General features: G+C 61.1%; 18 protein-coding genes. 6 read left to right on the top strand and 12 right to left on the bottom strand.

All coding sequences use genetic code 11. From position 1 onward, the window contains the following. Nucleotides 1-101 precede the first annotated feature (101 nt). A complete protein-coding gene (locus tag ASD02_RS10155) occupies nt 102-677 on the top strand; it encodes a nucleoside 2-deoxyribosyltransferase (RefSeq protein ID WP_057220639.1) in 576 nt (191 codons plus the stop codon). A gap of 13 nt (nt 678-690) precedes the next feature. Here the strand turns inward: ASD02_RS10155 and ASD02_RS10150 are convergent, their stop codons facing one another. Further along, nucleotides 691-1,479, bottom strand: a complete 789-nt coding sequence (locus tag ASD02_RS10150; protein ID WP_082555510.1) for a pentapeptide repeat-containing protein — start codon at nt 1,477-1,479, stop codon at nt 691-693. A 481-nt stretch (nt 1,480-1,960) separates the two neighbouring features. Here ASD02_RS10150 and ASD02_RS10145 point away from each other — a divergent pair, with 481 nt between their 5' ends. Together ASD02_RS10145 and ASD02_RS10140 are read left to right on the top strand one after the other, a co-directional pair. Next, the gene (locus ASD02_RS10145) at nt 1,961-3,358 is read left to right on the top strand and encodes a PLP-dependent aminotransferase family protein (protein ID WP_025428845.1); all 1,398 of its coding nucleotides are present in this window, start codon (nt 1,961-1,963) and stop codon (nt 3,356-3,358) included. Nucleotides 3,359-3,544: 186 nt separating this feature from the next. After that, on the top strand, nt 3,545-3,955 hold the full coding sequence (locus ASD02_RS10140) for a DUF983 domain-containing protein (protein ID WP_025428846.1): 411 nt from the start codon (nt 3,545-3,547) through the stop codon (nt 3,953-3,955). A gap of 234 nt (nt 3,956-4,189) precedes the next feature. On the opposite strand, the gene ASD02_RS10135 is transcribed toward ASD02_RS10140, so the two are convergent. From ASD02_RS10135 to ASD02_RS10105, 7 genes are all read right to left on the bottom strand, one after another. Next, complete coding sequence (locus ASD02_RS10135; protein WP_057220638.1) at nt 4,190-4,795, bottom strand: alkylhydroperoxidase domain protein; 606 nt, start codon at nt 4,793-4,795, stop codon at nt 4,190-4,192. 19 nt (nt 4,796-4,814) lie between these two features. Further along, nucleotides 4,815-5,432 carry a CMD domain protein gene (locus ASD02_RS10130; protein ID WP_025428848.1) on the bottom strand — a complete coding sequence of 206 codons (618 nt, stop codon included), beginning with the start codon at nt 5,430-5,432 and terminating at the stop codon, nt 4,815-4,817. A gap of 60 nt (nt 5,433-5,492) precedes the next feature. After that, nucleotides 5,493-6,539 (bottom strand): putative FMN-dependent luciferase-like monooxygenase, encoded by a 1,047-nt coding sequence (locus ASD02_RS10125; protein ID WP_057220653.1) that lies wholly within the window; start codon nt 6,537-6,539, stop codon nt 5,493-5,495. 29 nt (nt 6,540-6,568) lie between these two features. Next, nucleotides 6,569-8,218, bottom strand: coding sequence for an ABC transporter ATP-binding protein (locus ASD02_RS10120; RefSeq protein WP_057214428.1), 1,650 nt, complete (start codon nt 8,216-8,218; stop codon nt 6,569-6,571). Continuing rightward, nucleotides 8,215-9,099 carry an ABC transporter permease gene (locus tag ASD02_RS10115; protein ID WP_057214425.1) on the bottom strand — a complete coding sequence of 295 codons (885 nt, stop codon included), beginning with the start codon at nt 9,097-9,099 and terminating at the stop codon, nt 8,215-8,217. The genes ASD02_RS10120 and ASD02_RS10115 overlap by 4 nt, the downstream gene beginning before the upstream one ends. Further along, nucleotides 9,096-10,040, bottom strand: coding sequence for an ABC transporter permease (locus tag ASD02_RS10110; RefSeq protein ID WP_057220637.1), 945 nt, complete (start codon nt 10,038-10,040; stop codon nt 9,096-9,098). Before ASD02_RS10110 ends, ASD02_RS10115 begins: the two co-directional genes overlap by 4 nt. Before the next feature lie 69 nt (nt 10,041-10,109). Further along, complete coding sequence (locus ASD02_RS10105) at nt 10,110-11,744, bottom strand: TIGR04028 family ABC transporter substrate-binding protein (protein WP_057220636.1); 1,635 nt, start codon at nt 11,742-11,744, stop codon at nt 10,110-10,112. 307 nt (nt 11,745-12,051) lie between these two features. Between ASD02_RS10105 and galE the strand changes: the two genes are divergently transcribed. After that, nucleotides 12,052-13,038 carry a UDP-glucose 4-epimerase GalE gene (gene galE, locus ASD02_RS10100; protein ID WP_057206363.1) on the top strand — a complete coding sequence of 329 codons (987 nt, stop codon included), beginning with the start codon at nt 12,052-12,054 and terminating at the stop codon, nt 13,036-13,038. A gap of 40 nt (nt 13,039-13,078) precedes the next feature. On the opposite strand, the gene ASD02_RS10095 is transcribed toward galE, so the two are convergent. From ASD02_RS10095 to ASD02_RS10080, 4 genes are all read right to left on the bottom strand, one after another. Next, the gene (locus ASD02_RS10095; RefSeq protein ID WP_057214487.1) at nt 13,079-14,080 is read right to left on the bottom strand and encodes an acyltransferase; all 1,002 of its coding nucleotides are present in this window, start codon (nt 14,078-14,080) and stop codon (nt 13,079-13,081) included. A 14-nt stretch (nt 14,081-14,094) separates the two neighbouring features. After that, complete coding sequence (locus ASD02_RS10090) at nt 14,095-15,378, bottom strand: O-antigen ligase (RefSeq protein WP_057214415.1); 1,284 nt, start codon at nt 15,376-15,378, stop codon at nt 14,095-14,097. 112 nt (nt 15,379-15,490) lie between these two features. Beyond that, nucleotides 15,491-16,693, bottom strand: a complete 1,203-nt coding sequence (locus ASD02_RS10085) for a polysaccharide biosynthesis/export family protein (protein WP_272502213.1) — start codon at nt 16,691-16,693, stop codon at nt 15,491-15,493. A 144-nt stretch (nt 16,694-16,837) separates the two neighbouring features. After that, entirely contained in the window at nt 16,838-17,518 is a 681-nt protein-coding gene (locus ASD02_RS10080) for a sugar transferase (protein ID WP_057214412.1), read from the bottom strand. A gap of 784 nt (nt 17,519-18,302) precedes the next feature. Between ASD02_RS10080 and ASD02_RS10075 the strand changes: the two genes are divergently transcribed. Together ASD02_RS10075 and ASD02_RS10070 are read left to right on the top strand one after the other, a co-directional pair. Beyond that, complete coding sequence (locus ASD02_RS10075) at nt 18,303-18,587, top strand: exopolysaccharide production repressor protein (protein WP_057220635.1); 285 nt, start codon at nt 18,303-18,305, stop codon at nt 18,585-18,587. Between the two features lie 152 nt (nt 18,588-18,739). Then, nucleotides 18,740-19,762: a glycosyltransferase family 2 protein gene (locus tag ASD02_RS10070; protein ID WP_057214484.1), complete on the top strand. Its 1,023-nt coding sequence runs from the start codon at nt 18,740-18,742 to the stop codon at nt 19,760-19,762. Nucleotides 19,763-19,788: the final 26 nt, after the last annotated feature.

The following is a 19,788-nucleotide window of genomic DNA, read 5'->3' as shown; positions in this document are numbered from 1 at the left end:
TCGGTGGGAAAGCGCCGGCGGCGCCAACACGCCCTCTAGGCGCATGCCTGCCACCTCCTTAGGCTGCCCTCCCTAGACGGACTGGGAAATCTGCAAGGAGCATGATCGTGAATGTGTATCTGGCCGGGCCTGAAGTGTTCCTGAGCAATGCCGTGGAGGTCCAGGCACGGAAGGCCGAACTTGCCCGTGCGGCCGGCTTTACGCCACTCGTGCCGGGCGACCTGGAAATTCCGCCGGCCGAAACCAAGCATGCGCGCGGCGTGGCGATCTATGGCGTCGATGAAGGCATGATGCTGGCCAGTGACATGATCATCGCCAATCTGACACCGTTTCGTGGCATCAGCGCTGATGTCGGCACGGTTTTCGAGCTTGGCTTCATGTGCGGCCGTGGCCGCCATGTCTATGCCTACACCAACACCTCGCGCAGCTATTACGACCGCATCCTCCACGGCCATTACGGCGGCGCGGCCGCATTGCGCCCGGACGGCCGCATGGCTGGACATGACGGGTTGAGCATCGAGGATTTCGATATGGCCGACAATCTGATGCTCGATGGCGGCATCCTGGCGCGCGGAGGAACCTTCGTAAAGCGCGAAGTGGCCGAAGCCGACCGGCTGACCGATCTCGAGGCATTCAAGCAATGCCTGGCGATTGCCGCCAAGCAACATCTCCGTTGAGATCGACCCCCGTTCAGTCGACCGGGCACGGCCAATTGGCCGGAGTAGATAGCCCGGCCGGCAATTTGGTGGCGCTGTCGCCGCATGTCAGGTCGACCTGCTCCTGCTCAAGCCCGGTTGCGGCCGACAGATCCACCCCTTCGATGCGCGTCAGGAACATGAAGGCATCGGTGAAGTCGATCGGGCCCTCGAAGCTAGAGCCGCTGAATGTGGCGCGCGACAGATTGGCCATCGGGAAACGCGTGCCCGTGATCACCGCCATTTCGAAGTTGGCGCGCCCGAGCTCGGCCTTCTCGAAGTCGGCGCCCGTCAACTTGGCTCCGGTGAAATTCGTTCGCTGCAGTTCGGAACTGTTGAATGAAGCGCCTTCCGCCGAGATGCCGGCAAAACTGGTTCGGTAGGCTTCAACCTTGGCGAAATTCGCCTTATCGGCCCTGGCGCCGGCCAATGACGAACGCACCAGCGTCGCCTTCTCCAGGTTTGCCGCCGTGAGATTCGCGCCCCTCAGATCCGTCAGGGTGAAATCAGTGTTGACCAGGTTCCCACCCTCGAGATCGATCCCGCCAAGCATTAGTTGTTTCTTGTTGCAATCGCTCCAGTCAGCGCCCGGCGCCGATGGATCCTTGCAGTTCGCCGCATAGGCAAGGTTCGAGAGCGCCAGCGTCACAAGAAATGCAGAGAGGCCGATGGCCGACCGTTTGCCACAGGCGCGAATGGCGCGTTTGATCCCGATTGTGTCGCTAAACCCACCCTCCCCGGTTGCGACAAACGAACGAATGGGCTTCGGCTTTGGGATATGCATGGCGCTGCTCCACGGCCCCTTGGGATGGACCGGTTCTGTTGCATTTCTCGTTTGCTGGCTTCGTCGGCGAAAACAACCATACAAAGCGCGCGTCACGGCTTAAGCGTATGACATTGTTGCCCTTCGCGCAAATGACAGCCACGCGATATGACAAACAAGATTTGCCTTGAGCGGGAAAAAGACTGAAACCTACCAGCCTCGGCAGCAACCCAAGCGGCGATGGGGTGCGGTCGCCCGGCGAGCAGTCAGGACAAATGCAACCAAATGCCTGCATCGAACGCTCAACTGTCGAGCGCCGGGTAGGTTGAACGTCGAAAAGCTTCCTAGGTTTCCGCAGTAACGGAAATGGAGCAACCGTTTGTGCCGCTCGACGCAGCGATTCGGTGGCCCCGAGCACGCTAGCCCGTCCCCGAAATACGGCGGCTTGCGCCAGCATGGTAAAACATGCAATATCCATACAATGTGATCTTGAGGTAGCGCCATGACGACGGATGCATCGGAGACGACCTGGCTGCCGGCCATCCGGAAAGCGAACGGACCGCTTTACATCGCTATTGCCGACGCCATCGCAGCTGATATCGCCGAAGGTCGCCTGTCCGAAGGCGCGCGGCTGCCGCCCCAGCGCGCGCTCGCCAGCGCATTGGGCATCGACTTCACCACGGTGAGTCGCGCCTACAACGAGGCGCGACACCGCGGATTGGTGGAAGGGCGCGTCGGCCAGGGCACCTATGTCAAGGCGAAAAGAATGAAGGGATTGCAGCCGGCAGCCGATGGCCTTGTCGACATGAGCATGAACCTGCCGCCACTTTTCGACGACGCGGCCCTGACAATGCGCCTGTGGAGCGACATCGCCAGCCTGCAGGGCGAACATGGGCTCGATCTGTTGATGCGGTATCAGGCGCCCGGCGGCACGCTTCACAATCGCGCTGTCGGGGCCAACTGGCTACAGCCGCGCCTGGGAGAAATCCCAGCCGAGCGCGTACTGATCTGCGCAGGAGCACAAAGCGCCCTGCTGGCCGCGATCAGCAGCCTTGCAAAGCCCGGCGATGTGATCGCCGCGGAAACCATTGCCTATCCCGGCCTACGGGCGCTCGCCGCCCATCTCGGCATCGATATCGTCGGCGTTCCTATCGACAAAAATGGCATTGTACCAGAACAGCTTGAAGCGATTTGCAAAAGCACGAAATTAAGAGCGCTCTACTGTAACCCCACGCTCCACAACCCGACCACAGCAACACTGCCGCTTGAGCGCCGCAAGGCGATCGTTGCCATTGCCCGAACCCACGGCGTAGCAATCATCGAGGACGACGCCTATGGAGCGCTACCAATCGCCGCGCCGCTGCCATTGGCAGCACTTGCGCCTGACCTCGTCTATCACATTGCCGGTCTCGCCAAGTGCCTGTCGCCAGCGCTGCGGATTGCCTATCTCGTCGTTCCGGATCGCCAAAGCTGCGTGCGCATCGAGGGCGCGATACGCGCGACGAGTGGCATGGCTCCCCCCTTCAACGCCGCGATCGCAACACGCTGGATTGAGGACGGGACGGCAAGGGAGGTCCTCGGCGCCATCCGCCAGGAAGTGACGATCCGACAGACCATGGTCAGCCGCTTGTTGCCAAGGGACGTTGTCCAGACGGACCAGGAAGGCTTCCACGTATGGCTACACCTGCCACTACCCTGGACGCGAGGCGATTTTTCCGGTCGGCTGCGGGCATCAGGCATCAGCGTCGTGGCCAGCGATGCCTTCGCGCTTGACCTAGCACCTGAAGCCGTGCGCCTCGGCCTTGGCGCGGCACGGACGCACGAGGAGTTGCAGCGCAGCCTGATGACGATTGCAGATCTGCTTCAGCAATCTCCGGCTGCATCGAGTCTCGTCGTTTGAGGTCTTTCGTTTGCGGCCGGCGAAATTGTCGCAGCAATGTATGCATACAATAAATTGACAATGCGTGCTTTTAGGCGTCTTAATCCCTGCAGGCCTGAGGCGGCACGGAGCATTCGTCGACCGCACCCAGGCATATCAGCTGGCGCGCCGGAATGGCTGCGCCGCAGACGCCTGAAAGGAACGCATATGTCTTCGGATCACGACTGGCCTCCCATACCTCCGATGCAAACTGGCTTGCGCGGTCGTTGTCCGCGTTGCGGCCAGGGGCATCTGTTCGAAGGCTTCCTCAAGATGCGCAAGAAGTGTGAGGTCTGCGATCTCGACTACTCCTTCGCCGATCCCGCTGACGGCCCCGCCTTCTTCGTCATCTGCTTCGGTTGCGTGCCCAGCGTGCTGCTCGGCGTATGGCTGGAGGTGCAATTCAGCGCCCCGCTGTGGATACACCTTCTGGTCACCGGCCCATTCATGTTGCTGACGTGCATTCCACCACTTCGACCACTCAAGGGATGGCTGGTCTCAAGCCAGTTTTTCTACAAGGCTGAGGAAGGAAAGCTCGTGCGCAGACAGGTCGAGCCACCGCTCGCCCCGACCCAATAGGCTTTCGTTGCCTGGCTGGCACTGAACGTCAGATGGCCATCCGTCATGGTTCGGTACCGATAACGAATATCAACAAGGCGCGAGCCATGCTCGCGCCTTGTTCGGTTGGCCTTCTTGGACGCTGATCGATGCGGCATGGCCGGACCGTGCGAGCCATCGGCACGGTTCAACCGCGGTGATGCGGGCATTTGCCGGGACCCCGCAGCATGCTTGGCCGCGCCCCTCAATATCAGATCATTGTACCGCCGGTGTCGGCTCGCCGAGCGAGAGCATCAGGCGGTTCGCCCAGTTGAAGAAGGCGGCGCCGTGGATCACGTCGGCAATCTCGAGTTCATCGAGGCCGGCGGCAGACAGGCGTTCGATATGATCGTCGCCGAATGTGGGTGGCGTCGCCGTCAGCGCCACCGAGGCTGCAACGATTGCATTCCAGCGTTCGCCGAGATCTGCATCCACACCTTCATCGAGCAGCTTCTGAACGTCGTCGCCCCGCTTGGAATGGTGAGATGCGAAACGCGAATGCACGGAGGCGCAGAAGATACATCCATTTGACCGCGATGCCGCAGTCGCTGCAAGCTCGCGCTCGGCACGCGGCAGGCCCGTGCGGGTGTTGTAGAAGATGTCCTTGTCCGTCTTCGTCCGGGCCTCCAGAACCTGGGGATCGCGAACGAGCAAGCGGAAGTAGGGCGACTTGGCGCGCGACGCCTCGACGAGACCGGTAAGGTGTGCCTCCGTCAGATCGTCCTCCGCGAGCGGTTCCAGCCACGGTGTCCAGCCGATCTCGGCCTGCGTGAACGCGACAGGACGATTTTCGATCGTGGGCGTGATGATGTGGTCAGTCATGACAAACTCCTTCTAAGGCTCAGGCGGCAGCGCGCCTAGCGGAGGCCGCAAGCAGGCCAAGGCCGGCGATTACCCGGATCTGGAACGCAACGAATGCGACAAGCTGCGACAGCGTCACGATGCCGTTCGTCGTCCAGCCGGCATCGATCAGCGCCTGAAGCGCCCTGGGGCTCGCGTCACGGAGATGGAAGACAAGCAGATGCGCATGTTCCAAGGCTGCCGCAAGCTTTGCTCCGAGCGCTTCACGCCCGGCATCAGAGACCTGGTAGATCGGCCCGGGTGCGTCCTCGACGCTCAAAGCGCCGGCCGGATATCGCCCATAGGGGCCGACGGCCTGCGCCGCGCCGATCTCGGCCTTCAACACCTCGACCACCCAGCGGTTCGCTTCGCCTTCCTCCAGTGGGCTGACGTAGAACTCAAAAATATCCGGATGCCGATGCAATCCCGCGACGAAGCTGGCAATTGCCTGCCGTTCGGCATGAGAGACGTCGCCAAAATTTTCGGGTTCGAAGAGCGCGAGATAGCTCTTCTGCGCCTGCTCGCGTGTTTCCGGCCGCTGGGTGCGGATGCGATCAAGCGATGAGCCCGGCTTGATGCCGGCCAGCAGGTCGATAATATCGGGTGTCGATGTGGTCACGGTAAGTCTCCTTCCTTCCGTTTAGCGGCGCGCCGGGTGCCGCTGCGGTGATCGGCGTTGTCAGCCGACGGCTCCGAGGCGTCGGGGGGCGAATTTCTCCTCCGGTGCCCATCCGAGCGCCGGTGCGACCTTGGTTGCAATCAGCTCGATCGAGCGCAGGATCAGCGGGTGCGGCGGATCGATGGAGTGAACCTGGAAGACGAGGTCGGTAACCCGATCGAGCGTCGTATCCGCACGGAGGCTTTCAATCACGTCGTCGGGCGTCCCGACATGGACGTCGAAAGCGGCGATCAGCTCGGCGAGCGAGTTGCCCGTCGGCTTGTGGCCGGCCGCAATCAACCGCTCCGCGCCGCGACGCAAGCCGACTTCGGCCAGGCGCAACGCCTCGGCGCGGCTGTCTGCCACGAACAGGCTACGTGAACCCAAAATTCGGGGTGCGCTGCCTGCCGGCAATCCCGCGAGATAGGCGTTGATGATCGGGTTCTGCAATTCGGCGAGCGACGCATCCGGTCGTTCGGCGGTCCGGGGCTGGGTGCGCGACAGCATGAGGCCGTCGCCGGCCCGCCCTGCCCTCTCCCCGCCGGCGGCGGAGAACGTGGCCTGCCAGATCCGGTCGAGCAATTGCGGCGCCGTCGGATAAAGCTGGTCGCCGCCTGAAAGGCTGCGTCCGGCCCAGGCGTCGAGAACGACGCGCAGATGCCGGGCGAAGATTTCTCCGCGCTCGGCACTCTCGAGGCCGAAGGCCGTAAACGAAGACGGCGTACCACCGGTGCCGAAGCCGATTTCGACCCGCCCGCACGACAGGAGGTCAAGCACAGCCGCATCCTCGGCAACCCGTATCGGATTTTCAAGCGGCAGCGTGATGACGCCAGTCCCGAGCCTGATCCGCGACGTCTGCGCGGCGACATGTGCCAGGAAGACGAGTGGCGCCGGCAAACCGCCTTCGTCAGCATGGAAGTGATGCTGGGCGACCCAGGCGGTATCGAAGCCGAAACGTTCGGCGGTCGCGATCTGCTCGGCCGCATAATGATAGCGCGCGCCGGCGGGCACGTCGTCGAGGAGACGCGTAAAGAACCCCAGTCGCTTGCGTGGCGTCGTATTCGTCATTTTCTGTCCTGTCATTCATTCCTGCGTCGTCAGACGAGGGCTGCTCGTTTTTGTCCGGGGATGGCGTTGATGAGTTCGCGGGTGTAGTCGCTGCCCGGCCTTTCGAAGACGTCCTCGACGGATCCTCCATCGACCAAACGACCGTCCTTCAGCACGGACACCGTGTCGGAGATCTGCCGAACGACCGCGAGGTCATGAGACACGAACAGGTAGGTCAGACCGAGATCGCGCTGGAGTTCGTCGAGAAGATCGAGGATGCGGGCCTGCACCGTCACGTCGAGAGCCGAGACCGCCTCGTCGAGAACGACGACGTCGGGGTCGAGAACGAGTGCGCGGGCGATTGCCACCCGTTGTCGCTGACCGCCCGAAAGCGCGTGAGGGCGGCGGCCAAGCGCCGCTTCCGGCAAGCCGACCCGACTGAGGATTGCCCGGACTTTTTCCTCACGCGCCGGTCGCGAGAGCTTGGCGAAATTCAGAAGTGGCTCGGCAACGATGTCGAACACCGTCTGGCGCGGATCAAGCGAGCCATAAGGGTTCTGGTAGACCAGCTGGATCTTGCGCCTGAACTGGCGCAGCGTTTCGCCGCGAAGTGACGAGAGATCGGTGCCATCGATCTCGATGCGCCCCGCAGTCGGTTTCTGAAAGCCGACAATCGCCCGGATGGTGGTGGTCTTGCCGGAGCCGGATTCGCCGACGATGGCATGGGTCGTGCCGCGACGGACCCGAAAACTGAGACCGTCGACGGCGCGAAAGGATTTGCCATCGCCATCGGGGCGAACGAAGTCCTGCACAAGGCCTTCGACGATAACGACATCATCGTCTAATGATGCGGGCTTTTCGCGCGCGGTCGCTGGGGCCCTGCGCGCAACGGCCGAGAACGACGGCGCGTCGGCAATCAGTTGCCGTGTGTAGGCGCTTCGCGGTGCGGCAAGCACGCCTTTGGTCGCGCCGACTTCCTGGACCCGGCCGCCCTGCAGTACGACAAGCCGGTCGGCTCGGTCGGCGGCAACCCCGAGGTCATGGGTCACAAGCAGAACCGATGTGCCGTATTCGGCGCGCAATTCGTCGATCAGGTCGAGGATGCGTTTCTGCACCGTCACGTCGAGCGCACTTGTCGGTTCATCAGCGATGATGAGTTGCGGCTTCAGCGCGACCGCTATCGCGATCAGCACGCGCTGACGCATGCCGCCCGAAAGCTCGTGCGGATACTGCTTCGCCCTGAGGGCAGGCTCGCTCAGCCCGACGCGCTCCAGAAGCGAAATCACCTGCGCTTCCAGCTCGCGACCGCTTGCAGCGCCATGGATGCGAAGAATCTCACCAACCTGCGCTCCGATCGTCTTGACCGGATTGAGCGAACTTGCCGGATCCTGTGGTACCAGGCTGATTTTAGCCCCCCGCACGGCATCAAGCTGTCGATCTGACCAGCGGGAAATGTCGGTGCCGTTGAGCTTGATGCTGCCGCCGTCGATGCGGCCATTGGCATGGAGCAGGCCGATGATCGATTGCGCCGTCGTCGTCTTGCCGGAGCCGGACTCCCCGACCAGCGCGACCACCTCGCCGGGCTCGATCCGGAACGAAACATCGTGCACGACACGGCGATGGGCGACGCCGTCATGGTAGGAGATCGACAGGTTCTCGACCTCTAGCACCGGTGGGTATGCAGCGATTGAGGTGTTCATGCGGCTACCTTGCCGAAGGATTGGCTGACACGATTGGCGGCCAGAACGACCAGAACGACGACGATGCCGGGCGCGGTCGTCAGCCACCAGGCGGTCGAGATGTAGTTTCGGCCCTCAGCAATCAGCAAGCCCCATTCGGGCATCGGCGGCGGTGCGCCGTAGCCCAGGAACCCGAGCGTCGAGATCTGCAGCACCGCCGATCCAAAATGCAGTGCGGCGATCGCGAGAACCGACGTCAACGAATTCGGCAACACATGCCGCCAGAGGACGGAGGTGAAGGTGCCCCCACTGCCGAAAGCCGCCTCGACATAATCGCTGCGCCGGACACGAACAACTTCCGAACGCGCCAAGCGGGCAAAACCGGCAACAGACGTGACGCCAACGGCGATCGCCGCGTTCACCGTGCCGAAGCCGAGCAGGATGATGATGCTGAGAGACAACAGCAGTGGCGGGATAGACAGCAAAACGTCGACAAGCCGCATGATCACATCGTCAAGCCGCCGATCGACCGAGCCGGCGACCACGCCAAGGCCCGTACCGATGACAAGACCAAGTGCCACAGCGACAAAGGCACCGGTCAGCGAATGAACCGCTCCGTAGACGATACGGCCGTAGAGATCGCGCCCAAGCGCGTCGGTACCGAGCAGATGGCTGGCGTCCGGCCGCCGAAGCTGTTCCCCACCAACCCCTTCGAGCGGATTGTAAATGGTGAAAAGCCACGGAGCGACTGCCCAGAGGAAGGCGATGGCGAGAACCAGCCAGGACAAAGCCAGGCCCACTGGCAACCGGCGGATGAAATGGGGGAGCGAGAAGCGCCCGCCCACCCGGTGTCCGTGCCCTGACGCGATGGCGTCATCGTGGATTGTATCGAACGTGGTCATGCGGTGGCTCCTGCTTTTGTCCGAAGACGCGGATCGAGCACAGGAAAGAGCAGATCCACGATGAGATTGATGACGACGAAGGCCAAGGCCGAGAGCACAACGATCGCCTGGAGCACGGCCGCGTCCTGGCTGCCGACCGCCCTTTCCGTCAGCCCTCCGATGCCGTTAAGGCCGAAGACAGTCTCGGTGACGACGGCGCCGGCGATGAGTTCACCGAAGAGCACGCCGGCAATGGTGAGCGTCGGCAGCAGCGCGTTCTTGGCAACGTGGCGCCACAGGACCCAGTGGCGGGTTGCCCCCTTGGCGCGAGCAACCGCGACGAAGGGGCGTGTGAGCACATCGTCGATGTTGCGCACCAAGACCTGGGCGAGCGGCGCGGAAATCGGCACTGCCAACGTGACGACGGGCAGGATGAGTTCCTGCCAAGGGCCGGGGTTGATGACCGGTACGAGGTTCAAACGAAACGAGAAGATCTGAATCAGCATGATGCCGAGCCAGAAGGTCGGGATCGAGATGAAGAGCGACGGCACGGACTGGAGTGCACCGCGGAGCCAGGCGAAGGGCGTGAGGCTCGAAACGAAGGCGATTGCGACGGCAAAGACAGCGGCAAGGACGAAACCAAGAGACGCGAGTTTCAGCGTCGCCGGCAGGTGGGTCGCAAGCATCGTGCTGACCGAAACGCCCGCTTGAACGGAATAGCCGAAGTTGCCGGTGAGAAACCTGCCGATCGTCTGTATATACTGCACCCAGATGGCGCTGTCGGCGGCGTAGGACGCCCGGATATCGGCGATCTGTTGCGGGTTGAGCCCGAGTTCCGGGTTCTGAAACTTGATCAGGATGGCGTCACCGGGCATCGCCTGAAGCAATACGAAAGAGATGGTAAAAGCCGCCCATAGGACGAACAACGCCTGCCCCAGGCGGTTGAGCAAATATCCGGACATTCGCCGTTCCTCTGCTTGATCTCATTGCGAGGGTCGGCCACGGCAATGGACGTGGCCGATCGGTCGATGTCAGTGTTCGGCAAGCCATGTGCTGTAGAAGCTTGGGCGGCCAACCGCCTCGAAGGCGACGCCCTGGACGTAAGGCGCACCGGCAAAGGCTTGCGGCTCCTCGAAAATCGGGATCGCATAGGCCTGGTCGACGACATAGTCCTGAACCTCGCCGGCAATCGCCAACCGCTTCTCGCGGTCCGGCTCCGAAGCAAGCGCCTCGAGCAGGCCGTTCAGCTTGTCATCGGCGAAGCTCTGGACCTTGTCGCTCTGGCCGCCCTTTTGGCGAAGGACGTCACGGTTCTTTGGGTAGTACTGGCTCTTGATCACGTCAGGATCGGCGCGCCCGACCATGGCCGGTGAAACCGGTGTCTTGAGCGGATCGAGATCGTCGACGATCCTGCTGCCGCTGTCGCCGGCAAGCACGGTCAGCTTGACGCCGAGCTTGCCCCATTGCTGGGCGACAAGCTGCAAGGTTTCCTTGTTCTGCGGCTGCGGCAGGGATTCATAGGCGGTCAGCACCAGTTCCTTGCCGTCCTTCTGGCGCAGGCCATTGGCGCCGACCGTCCAGCCGGCCTCATCGAGCAGGGCTTTTGCCTTTCCCGGATCGAAGGAAAGCTTTGCCGAAATGTCGCGATAGCCGAGCGCCGTGGAGGCGATGATTGACGTCGCCTGTGGGTAGTTGGCGGAAAACAGCGTGGTGACGACTTCCTTGGCGTCGGTCGCGTGCAGCAGCGCCTTGCGGACCCTCACGTCAGCGACGAGCGGATTGTCGGGTCGGAAGACGACGCTGTTGTTCACGCCGCGCGTCGAAGGCGCGTAGATCTGGTAATCCTGCGCTTCAACCTGTTTTTCGTCATAGGCCTGGACCTGCCGGATGAAATCGGCCTGGCCCGCCAGCAGAGCGCCAATGCGCACGCTGTCCTCGCCGGTGATGATGTATGTGATACCATCGAGATAGGGCCGCCCCTGATGCTCCAGCTTTGCCGGACCCCAGGCGTATTCTTCGCGCGCCTTCAGGTTCAGCTCCTTGCCAATCGTTTCGCTGTCGACGACAAACGGACCGGAGATCTTGGTGGCATCGCCCAGTTGTTCAAACGGAAGCGCCAGCGTGCTTGCGGCAACGAGCCCGGAGCCGATCACCGACGTGCCCTGCAGGAAGCCCGGCGACGGCTTCTTGAAGTAGAATTTGACGGTCAGCGGATCGATGACCTCGCTGCGCGCGTAGTTGTTGATGACCTCCGAGACCGGCTGCTTCAGTTCCTTGTTGCCGAGCCCGAAGACGTCGTAGTTCTTTGCGACGGCAGCGGCATCCAGCGGCGTGCCGTCGGAGAAGGTGACGCCAGGACGGATCTTGAAGGTGTATTCGGTCGCATCAGCGTTGACCGTCCACGATTCCGCGATCCAAGGCTCGATCTCGAGCGTCTTCGGGTTCTGGTAGGTCAGCTTGTCGGTGATCTGGTTGAGGATGCCGCCATTTGGGTAAAAGCCGCCAGCCGGCGGGTAGAGATTGGTATGGGCCTGCTGCTCGAGATAGATCAGCGTCCCGCCCTTGATCGGATCGCCTGCACCTTGTGCAAAAGCGCCGGGCAGGAAAAAGCCGGAGGCGGGGAGTGTCGCCAGCGTCAGCGCGAGCCGTTTCAGTTTCGTCGTCATGGGAGCCTTCCTTTGGATGTCTGTAGGCTATCGTACGACTAGGCGTCGGCTTATCAACTAAATCTAGTAAATTAATATGCTATATGTTTCGCGCGAAGCGAAAGAAGCATCTCCGCCTCAGAGCCGATGGAGATATTTCACCCGCGGCCGCCTCCCTGCCTTCTTTTGCTGGGATCAAGCGGCATGTGGATCATGGTGCGGAAAGAGAGCAGACGATCGCGCGAAACGCGCCACGAGCCATTGACAATTCGGCCATTGTTCATTGAAAACTTTGCCAATTCCTTCCAAGCCCGAGATTGAGATATTCATGACAAATAACAAGGTTCTTGTCGTCGGCGGCGCCGGCTATATCGGCTCGCACACCTGCCTTCAGCTTGCGTCCAAGGGGTTCGAACCCGTGGTCTACGACAATCTGTCGAACGGCCACGAGGAGTTCGTCAAATGGGGTGTTCTGGAAAAGGGTGACATCCGCGACCGCCAGCGCCTCGATGAGGTGCTTGCACGCCACAAGCCGCGGGCGATCCTGCATTTCGCCGCAATGATCGAGGTCGGGGAATCCGTCAAGGATCCGGTCTCGTTCTATGACAACAACGTCATCGGGACCTTGACCCTTCTGTCGGCAGCACTGTCCGCCGGCATCGAAGCCTTCGTGTTCTCGTCGACCTGCGCCACCTACGGCCTGCCGGAGAGCGTGCCGATCGACGAACAGCACCGCCAGGCCCCGATCAACCCCTATGGCCGCACGAAGTGGGTCTGCGAGCAGGCATTGAAGGACTATGGCCAGTACAAGGGCCTGCGCTCGGTCATCCTGCGCTATTTCAACGCTGCCGGTGCCGACCCGGAAGGGCGGATCGGCGAGTGGCATGAACCCGAGACACACGCGATCCCGCTGGCAATCGATGCCGCTCTTGGCCGCCGCGACGGCTTCAAGGTCTTCGGCACGGACTACGACACCCGCGACGGCACCTGCGTGCGCGACTATATCCACGTCCTCGACCTCGCCGACGCCCATGTTCGCGCCGTCGAATACCTGCTTGAAGGCGGCGACAGTGTCGAACTCAATCTCGGTACGGGCACCGGCACGACGGTGAAGGAACTGCTGAACGCCATTACCGATGTCTCGGGCCGCAGCTTCGGCATCGACTATGTCGATCGCCGTGAGGGAGATTCGACCACGCTTGTCGCAAACAACGACAAGGCTCGCGAAGTCCTTGGCTGGGAGCCGCAATACGACCTGGCGGCAATCACGCGCACGGCCTGGAACTGGCATTCCCGCCGCAACCAGGGCGCCTGACATCAGCGACTTCGACTGATCGCACCCCTGGCATAGATGGCTAGGATGCCTCGCGTACCCGGTTCAGAGGCAATCTGGAGCGGGTACGTCGAAGAAGCGGACGCTCAATCAGGAGATAGGCCGCAATACCGGCAAGCGTGCCAGCGGCCAAAGCGCAGAGCAGCGTCAGCACTGAATTCAGACCGATCATCGCAGCAGCCTTGACGACGACCGATATGGCGAAGGTGTGCCAGAGGTAGATCGAATAGGAGGCATCGCCGAGCAACGTCGGTAATGTCCATTTTTGAAACCAGCCGCCGGCTTCAAGCGCAAGCGTGCCAACGACAAGCATGACCGCCAGCGGGCCTAATATTCTTTCGTCAAACGGCAGGCGCAGGACGGCAAGGGCTGCAAATCCGGTGAATGCGCTTAAGACAAGCACAATGCCGAGGCCCGGACCGGCAACCCTGCCCCGCAGCCAGAATTCGGCGACAATCATGCCGGCGACAAATTCCAGGATGACCGGGCGCGTATAGGTTAAAAACAGCGCGTTTTGCGTATCGATCGCGAGACCCAGCAATACAAGCGACACAAACAGCGCTGCCATCACCGGTAGCCGGCGGTGTCTTGGCAGCATCAACGAAGCCGCAAAGACGACGTAGAAGAACATTTCGAAGTTGAGTGTCCAACCTTGCACGAGCACCGGCCAGATCTCGCCGCTGCTGGGCGAACGCACGGGAATGAACATCAAGGACGCCAGGATATGCCCGAGCGTCAGCACGAGGTTCGGGAAAAGGCCGGCAACGCCGCCGCCGATCATCACCAAGGTGGCGAGCCAATAGATCGGCGCAATCCGGCGTAGCCGCTCTCTAAGGAATGCCAGCGGCGTGGCCGGGCGCCGGTCACTGATCACCCACATGATAAAGCCGCTGATGACGAAGAAGACGTCGACCCCGGCCGCGCCGATCGCGAAGTGATGGCCTGTCCGTTCGGCTGCGTGAAAGAGCACGACCCCCAGCGCCGCAAGCGCACGCAGATACTGGATGCCGTGGATGGTTTTCATCGGCGTTGGTGCCATCAGAACCTCAGCTGCGGATGATGGCTCGCCAACACCCTGCCCTCTGCAAGGCGCCGCTCGGTGACGACGCGCCGGCCCTGCCTGATCGTCAGCTTGCCAGCTGCGAAGTAGAGCAGGAACGAACCGACGTGATAGGGATTCATGATGTCGATTTCGACAAACGCCCGCACGAAAAGCAGCATGGCGACGCCGAAGAGCACCGAGGATTCGGTGTGATGGTCGTAGGCCAGCAACCGTTTGATATGGCCGAAGACAGTGACCAGAAGCACGTTGCAGAGGAGCACGAGCCCGATTGCTCCGGTCTCCACCATCGCCTCGATGAAGGTGTTGTGGAAGTGGAAGCCCGAGCGGGTGGCGATGAAGAACTCTTCCCAGAGACGTTCGGGTTCGGAGAAGCCCTGGACCCAATAGGCCTGGTAGCCCACCCCGACGACAGGCGAGGATAAAGCGGCTTGTATCCCTTGCTGCCAAAGGTAGGTTCGCCCCGTAAGCGTGGAATCCTTGCCGAAGAGGCCGAGAACGAGGTCGACGCCGCCGCCGTAGGTCGCAGCGACGGCGGTGATCCCGCCGACGACAACAGCACCTAAGAACAGTCCCTTGCGATGACCGGGCGACAGCATGCCCACGGCGCGCATGCCGAGCCAGCAGCCAACGATGGCGACGGCCGTCAGAACCGACGTCGCCGATTGCGAGGCAAGCAGCGAATAGGCTGATATCAGCCCGACGGCCCCGGCGGCGGCGAGCCAAAGCCCGCGTTCCCTGAGCGCGACTGGGGCGATGAAGGCGAAGTAGATCCCGAGTGAGGCGTAAAAGCCAAGCTGGTTCTTCGAGGAAAAGGCGCCGACAAAGCTGAACGTACCGTCGAGCGGATCGAGGTGGTAGACGCCGAACAGCAGCGAATAGGTGAGCACGATACCGACGCCCGCCAGTGCGCCGCGCACGAGCGTGCGGATGTCGATCGTGCGCATGGCAATCAGCGCGCAAACGACATGCGAGAGATACTGAACTCCCGTCCTTGCCGTCATCCCGGGCGCTGCCGACCAGAAGACGGAAAGGCAGGCAAAGACGGCAAAGGCAAGGATCCAGATATATCTGCCGTAATTGCCGAGCACGCTTCGATAGTCGACGAGCACCAACGGCAGCCACAGCGCATAGTAGACAAGGATCGACGCCTGCCCGAACCGCGAGGAATAGGCAAAGACGAAGAACGATATCGCCAGCGCAAACGTACCGTAGGTCTGGTTTGCACCAGGAGAAACGAGGCTTGCCTTGGAAATCCTCATCACGATTCCTTAGAGCGTAGCCGGGTTAAACAGAGTCACAGAAACGCTCCATCTCTTTATTTCCAAGCATTTCCTGACGGAAAACCGCTTCGCACTTTTCCTTGGAAAGGCTCTAGCGCATCGCCAGATTGGCTTCGACCTTGATCACGTCGCCCGGCAGCACCGGCGTGTTCTCGTCGGCGGCAATCTGTTGCGCCTTGCCATCCTTTTCACGGACGATCGAATAGCTGATGACAGCGTCCGACATGTCGTCCTTGGACTGTGCCGCCTCGGCCGATTGCAGCAGCGCCTCGGTCATGAGGTCGCGACTGGTGCCAAGTTTGATGGACAGCGTATCGAGCTCAGCTTCGGTGTTCTGCAGGTCCTGGGCAAGCTGGGCATCCCAATCGTTGCGCAGGTTGGTATCGTCCTGGGTGGCCTTGCTGACATCCTGCTTTGCCTTCAGAGACGCCGTGTCGATATCCAGAACAGCTGACTGCAGCTCCGCCACGCGCTGTTCCAGCGCGAGCTTGCGCGCGCTCAGCGCCAGCCCCTTTTCGGCAAGCCCCTCGATCTTGTCCCGGTCCTCGATCACCAGATCCAATTGACGGTTCTGCGTTTCTGACTTTTTCGCCAGTGCCTGGATTTCGCTTTCGAGCAGAGACTTGAGATCGGCCAGCGACGCCAGCTGGCGTTTCTGCCTTTTGTCGCGCGAAACCATCAATGCAGTCTCGCTTTCAAGCAAGCCGGCGACGTCAGGCGCGTCCTTCAAGTCCTTCGGCAATTCGATCTTTTCCTTGCCGGCGATCTCCGCCTGCAGGCGCGCGCGCCGGATAAGCAACCGGTTGCGTTCGGAGACCTGCACGCTCGAATCTCCGCGTGCGTTGATGTAGTCGCGTGCGAAGCGCTGTCCGCTTTCCGAACGTCTCAACCCGCCGCCAAGGCTGACGGCCTTGAGGACCGTCAGGTTCGGCACGTAAGGGTACTCACCGGGCTTCTGGATTTCTCCGGAAAGATAGACCGGACGATACTGCGCGAGCTCGACCGACGCCGAAGGCCGATCACGCAGGCCGAACAGCGTCTGCATCTTGAGGCCGATCGCCTCGCTCATCTCGTTGGTCGTTTTGCCCGCCGCCGGCAGATCGCCGATGAAGGGGATGGAGACCATGCCGGAGGCACCAACGGTGTATTCGCCGCTGACCACCGACCAGTCGCGCACAGCACCTTCTGCGGTCTGCCATTCGGCCACGCGGATCTTCAACTTGTCCATGACGCCGAGATGGTACTCGTCGGCATGGACAGGCAAGGTGCCGAACACAGTTATGGCCGCCAGCATGGCGACCTTCAGAGAATACGGCTTTCGGAGGGAGATACGCGATCTCCCCTTGGCAATTTGATGTTTCATTACGGTTTCCCGGTTGCTGGTCGCGCGCGCCGGCGTCCGACGACGAGGTCGTCAGGCTCCGTGGCGCAGCGTTTGTCAGTAGCTGCCGCGAGAAAAGCAGACTGCGGGGATCGTCTTGACGACGATGAAGAAGTCGCGGATCAGCGACCAGTTCTGTACATAGTGCGTGTCGAAGGCGACGCGGGCGGCATAGGAAACGTCATTCCTGCCGCTGATCTGCCACAGGCCGGTAAGACCCGGGCGAGACTGCAGATAGAACACGGCTGCGGCGTCGTAGAGTTCGAGTTCGTCTTCCACGACAGGGCGCGGGCCGACGATGCTCATCTCACCACGGATGATGTTGATCAGCTGCGGCAACTCGTCGAGGCTGAGTTTGCGCAGAACGCTGCCGACAATGGTCACGCGCGGGTCGTCCTGAAGCTTGCGCGTCGCACGCCATTCCTCGTAGGCGCCCGGATTGTTGCGGAGATAGTCCTGCAAGAGCCGATCTCCGTCTGCCCGCATCGTGCGGAATTTCAGGCAGCGGAATGCACGGCCGTTATGGCCGATACGGCGGTGACCGTAAAAAACGGATCCACCATCGGAAAACTTGACGAGCATCATCAAGAGCAGGAAGAGCGGACTGAGAAAGACGAGAGCCAGTGAAGCGGTGAAAATATCAAAGCCACGCTTCGATATTCCTCCTACCGGACGAAATGCTCCCGACTCTGCGGTACTGAAAAACGGCGAATTGGCCGATCGAGTCGCAGACTTCATAGAGAAGACTCCATTTACGTTGGCGATTGGTCGGTCCCCTGTGGGGGCGCACTCGTATCCAAGAATGAGTGTATGGTTAGAATTTGGTTTTTAAAGGCGAAATGATGGCCGGTGCCGTGCCCGCGGTTCGCGGACGTATATCATCGATCGCGAATATGTAATATTTCTTCGGGACCGAAGATCATCTATTCATGGCGAGCCAAGTGGCTTCCAGTCGATTTCGATGTAGTTCGCGGGCAAACCGAATTTACTCATGAAAAAATTGGCCTTACCTTGAACTAGTGATGTTTGCTTTCGTCTTGCATCAGAAGATTTTCCCCCTCTGTAAATTGAAATCCGTCAAATTCACGGGCGCTTTTTGCGGCGCAGCATTCTTTTGCACTGCACGCACAAAACCTTCACAAACGCGAATCTTGTAACAAAAGTTGATAACAAAGTGAGAGCGAGGCCAACTTCGAGACGAGCGAAACAGGGCGAAACCCACGGAGGGTGGAATATCGAGCGACACATTTCGCCCCGTTAAACCCCTAACCAACCTCGATATGGCCGGCCGCAAACTGATTCCTTGCATCCGCCCCACGCCGTGCAATCAACGGAATTTGATTGGAGGCGGCCTGTTCTAAAGGCGACATAAACATTTTAGGGGCTATAGCGGCTTATATCGCATGTGCGGTTATTGTCGGTTGAACCGAGGGATAACCGCCAATATATTGAACCTCTGTGGTGGGAAGGGCCTTAGCTCATATGGAGACACCAACAACAGCCCCGAAGGCAAGGTAGCGCGATGTTCGCACCACGCGTCTTTGCGAGCATGATTGGCGCTTTGGCGGTCTTTGCCATCGTCACCTATCTGCTGAACGGTTCGCTTACCTCGACCCTTTTTCAAACCTTGATTTGCGCCGTCTTGATGCAGGTCGGGTATTTTCTGGCTGTCGTTTTTCTCGTCTGGCAGAAGGCCCGCGAGCGCGACAGGCAGGCGGCCGAGAACGCACGCGCAACGACCGATGAAAAACAGGCGGGTAAGGTTTCGACGGGGCGTTTGAACAGGCCGGGTCACTTCAACCCGTAGGGCACGGTGGGGAGCTCCCCTCGCCGCCCGCGATGCCTACAACAAAAATGTCAACGTTTTGACGCGGTTGCGACATGATCCCGTTGCATCGTGCGGCGGGCCGGCAAGGAATACCAATGCCGGCCATGCCCGACGTAACGCTGGAGGCCACAATGACCGCAGCTGCAACGATGGACGTTTGTGTCATCATCGCCGCAAAAAATGCCGCCGAAACGATCGCAAGGGCCGTCGCTTCGGCTCTGGCCGAGCCGGAAACGGCCGAGGTCATCGTCATCGACGACGGCTCGACCGACACGACCGCATCAGCCGCCCTGTCCGCTGCCGATGACACCGGGCGATTGAACGTCGTGCGCTTTGAAAAAAACAGGGGGCCGGCTGCAGCACGAAACCACGCGATCTCGATCAGCCGCTCGCCTATCCTCGCCATCCTCGATGCCGACGATTTCTTTCTGCCCGGCAGGCTGGCCCAGCTTCTTGGGGTTTCGGATTGGGATTTTGTCGCCGACAACATCGCCTTCATGGACGAGACGGCTGCCGCCAGCGCAGCGGCCGACGTGGGCCGGTTCCAACCGGAGCCGCGCCTTCTCGATCTCACCGGCTTCGTCGAAGGCAATATCTCGCGCCGCGGTGTCAGGCGTGGCGAGATCGGTTTTCTCAAACCCCTCATGCGGCGTGCGTTCCTGTCCAGCCATCAACTCGCTTACAACGAGACCCTCCGCCTCGGGGAAGACTACGACCTCTATCTGCGGGCGCTTGCCAAGGGTGCACGCTACAAGATCATCCACAGCTGCGGCTATGCGGCGATCGTGCGTGGCAATTCGCTCAGCGGTAGTCACCGCACCGAAGACCTGAAGCGCCTTTATGAGGCCGACCGTGCCATCCTCGCCGACAATCAATTGAGTGCAGAAGCGACGGCCGTGATCCGCCGGCATGAACGCCATATCCGGGGACGTTACGAACATCGGCGCTTTCTCGACCTGAAGCGCGAGGGCGGCCCAATGGCTGCCGTCACCTACCTGCTCGGCAAGCCGGGGGCCGTTCCGGCAGTCGCCGGTGGGATCTTTGCCGATAAGACCGAACGTATGCGATCGGGCAAGCCGGACGCTCCGGTGGAACTCGGCGGCTCGGGGCGGCTGCGCTACCTGCTCCCAGCTTCCGCTGAGTTGAGCCAATGATAGGCTAAACGGCGCCCGCTCGGGGC

The sequence above is a fragment of the Ensifer sp. Root1252 genome, from assembly GCF_001425885.1.
In the GTDB taxonomy this organism is placed as follows: Bacteria; Pseudomonadota; Alphaproteobacteria; order Rhizobiales; family Rhizobiaceae; genus Ensifer; species Ensifer canadensis.
This window is presented reverse-complemented; position numbering and strand designations above follow the sequence as displayed.

Bases quoted from the DNA above. Each gene is read 5' to 3' on its own strand.
- ASD02_RS10140 (WP_025428846.1), top strand. From the start codon at position 3,545: ATGTCTTCGGATCACGACTGGCCTCCCATACCTCCGATGCAAACTGGC.
- ASD02_RS10155 (WP_057220639.1), top strand. From the start codon at position 102: ATGATCGTGAATGTGTATCTGGCCGGGCCTGAAGTGTTCCTGAGCAAT.
- ASD02_RS10070 (WP_057214484.1), top strand. From the start codon at position 18,740: ATGACCGCAGCTGCAACGATGGACGTTTGTGTCATCATCGCCGCAAAA.
- ASD02_RS10135 (WP_057220638.1), bottom strand. From the start codon at position 4,795: ATGACTGACCACATCATCACGCCCACGATCGAAAATCGTCCTGTCGCG.
- ASD02_RS10145 (WP_025428845.1), top strand. From the start codon at position 1,961: ATGACGACGGATGCATCGGAGACGACCTGGCTGCCGGCCATCCGGAAA.
- ASD02_RS10090 (WP_057214415.1), bottom strand. From the start codon at position 15,378: ATGAGGATTTCCAAGGCAAGCCTCGTTTCTCCTGGTGCAAACCAGACC.
- ASD02_RS10125 (WP_057220653.1), bottom strand. From the start codon at position 6,539: ATGACGAATACGACGCCACGCAAGCGACTGGGGTTCTTTACGCGTCTC.
- galE (WP_057206363.1), top strand. From the start codon at position 12,052: ATGACAAATAACAAGGTTCTTGTCGTCGGCGGCGCCGGCTATATCGGC.
- ASD02_RS10080 (WP_057214412.1), bottom strand. From the start codon at position 17,518: ATGAAGTCTGCGACTCGATCGGCCAATTCGCCGTTTTTCAGTACCGCA.
- ASD02_RS10095 (WP_057214487.1), bottom strand. From the start codon at position 14,080: ATGAAAACCATCCACGGCATCCAGTATCTGCGTGCGCTTGCGGCGCTG.
- ASD02_RS10105 (WP_057220636.1), bottom strand. From the start codon at position 11,744: ATGACGACGAAACTGAAACGGCTCGCGCTGACGCTGGCGACACTCCCC.
- ASD02_RS10075 (WP_057220635.1), top strand. From the start codon at position 18,303: ATGTTCGCACCACGCGTCTTTGCGAGCATGATTGGCGCTTTGGCGGTC.
- ASD02_RS10085 (WP_272502213.1), bottom strand. From the start codon at position 16,693: ATGCTGGCGGCCATAACTGTGTTCGGCACCTTGCCTGTCCATGCCGAC.
- ASD02_RS10150 (WP_082555510.1), bottom strand. From the start codon at position 1,479: ATGCATATCCCAAAGCCGAAGCCCATTCGTTCGTTTGTCGCAACCGGG.
- ASD02_RS10115 (WP_057214425.1), bottom strand. From the start codon at position 9,099: ATGACCACGTTCGATACAATCCACGATGACGCCATCGCGTCAGGGCAC.
- ASD02_RS10120 (WP_057214428.1), bottom strand. From the start codon at position 8,218: ATGAACACCTCAATCGCTGCATACCCACCGGTGCTAGAGGTCGAGAAC.
- ASD02_RS10110 (WP_057220637.1), bottom strand. From the start codon at position 10,040: ATGTCCGGATATTTGCTCAACCGCCTGGGGCAGGCGTTGTTCGTCCTA.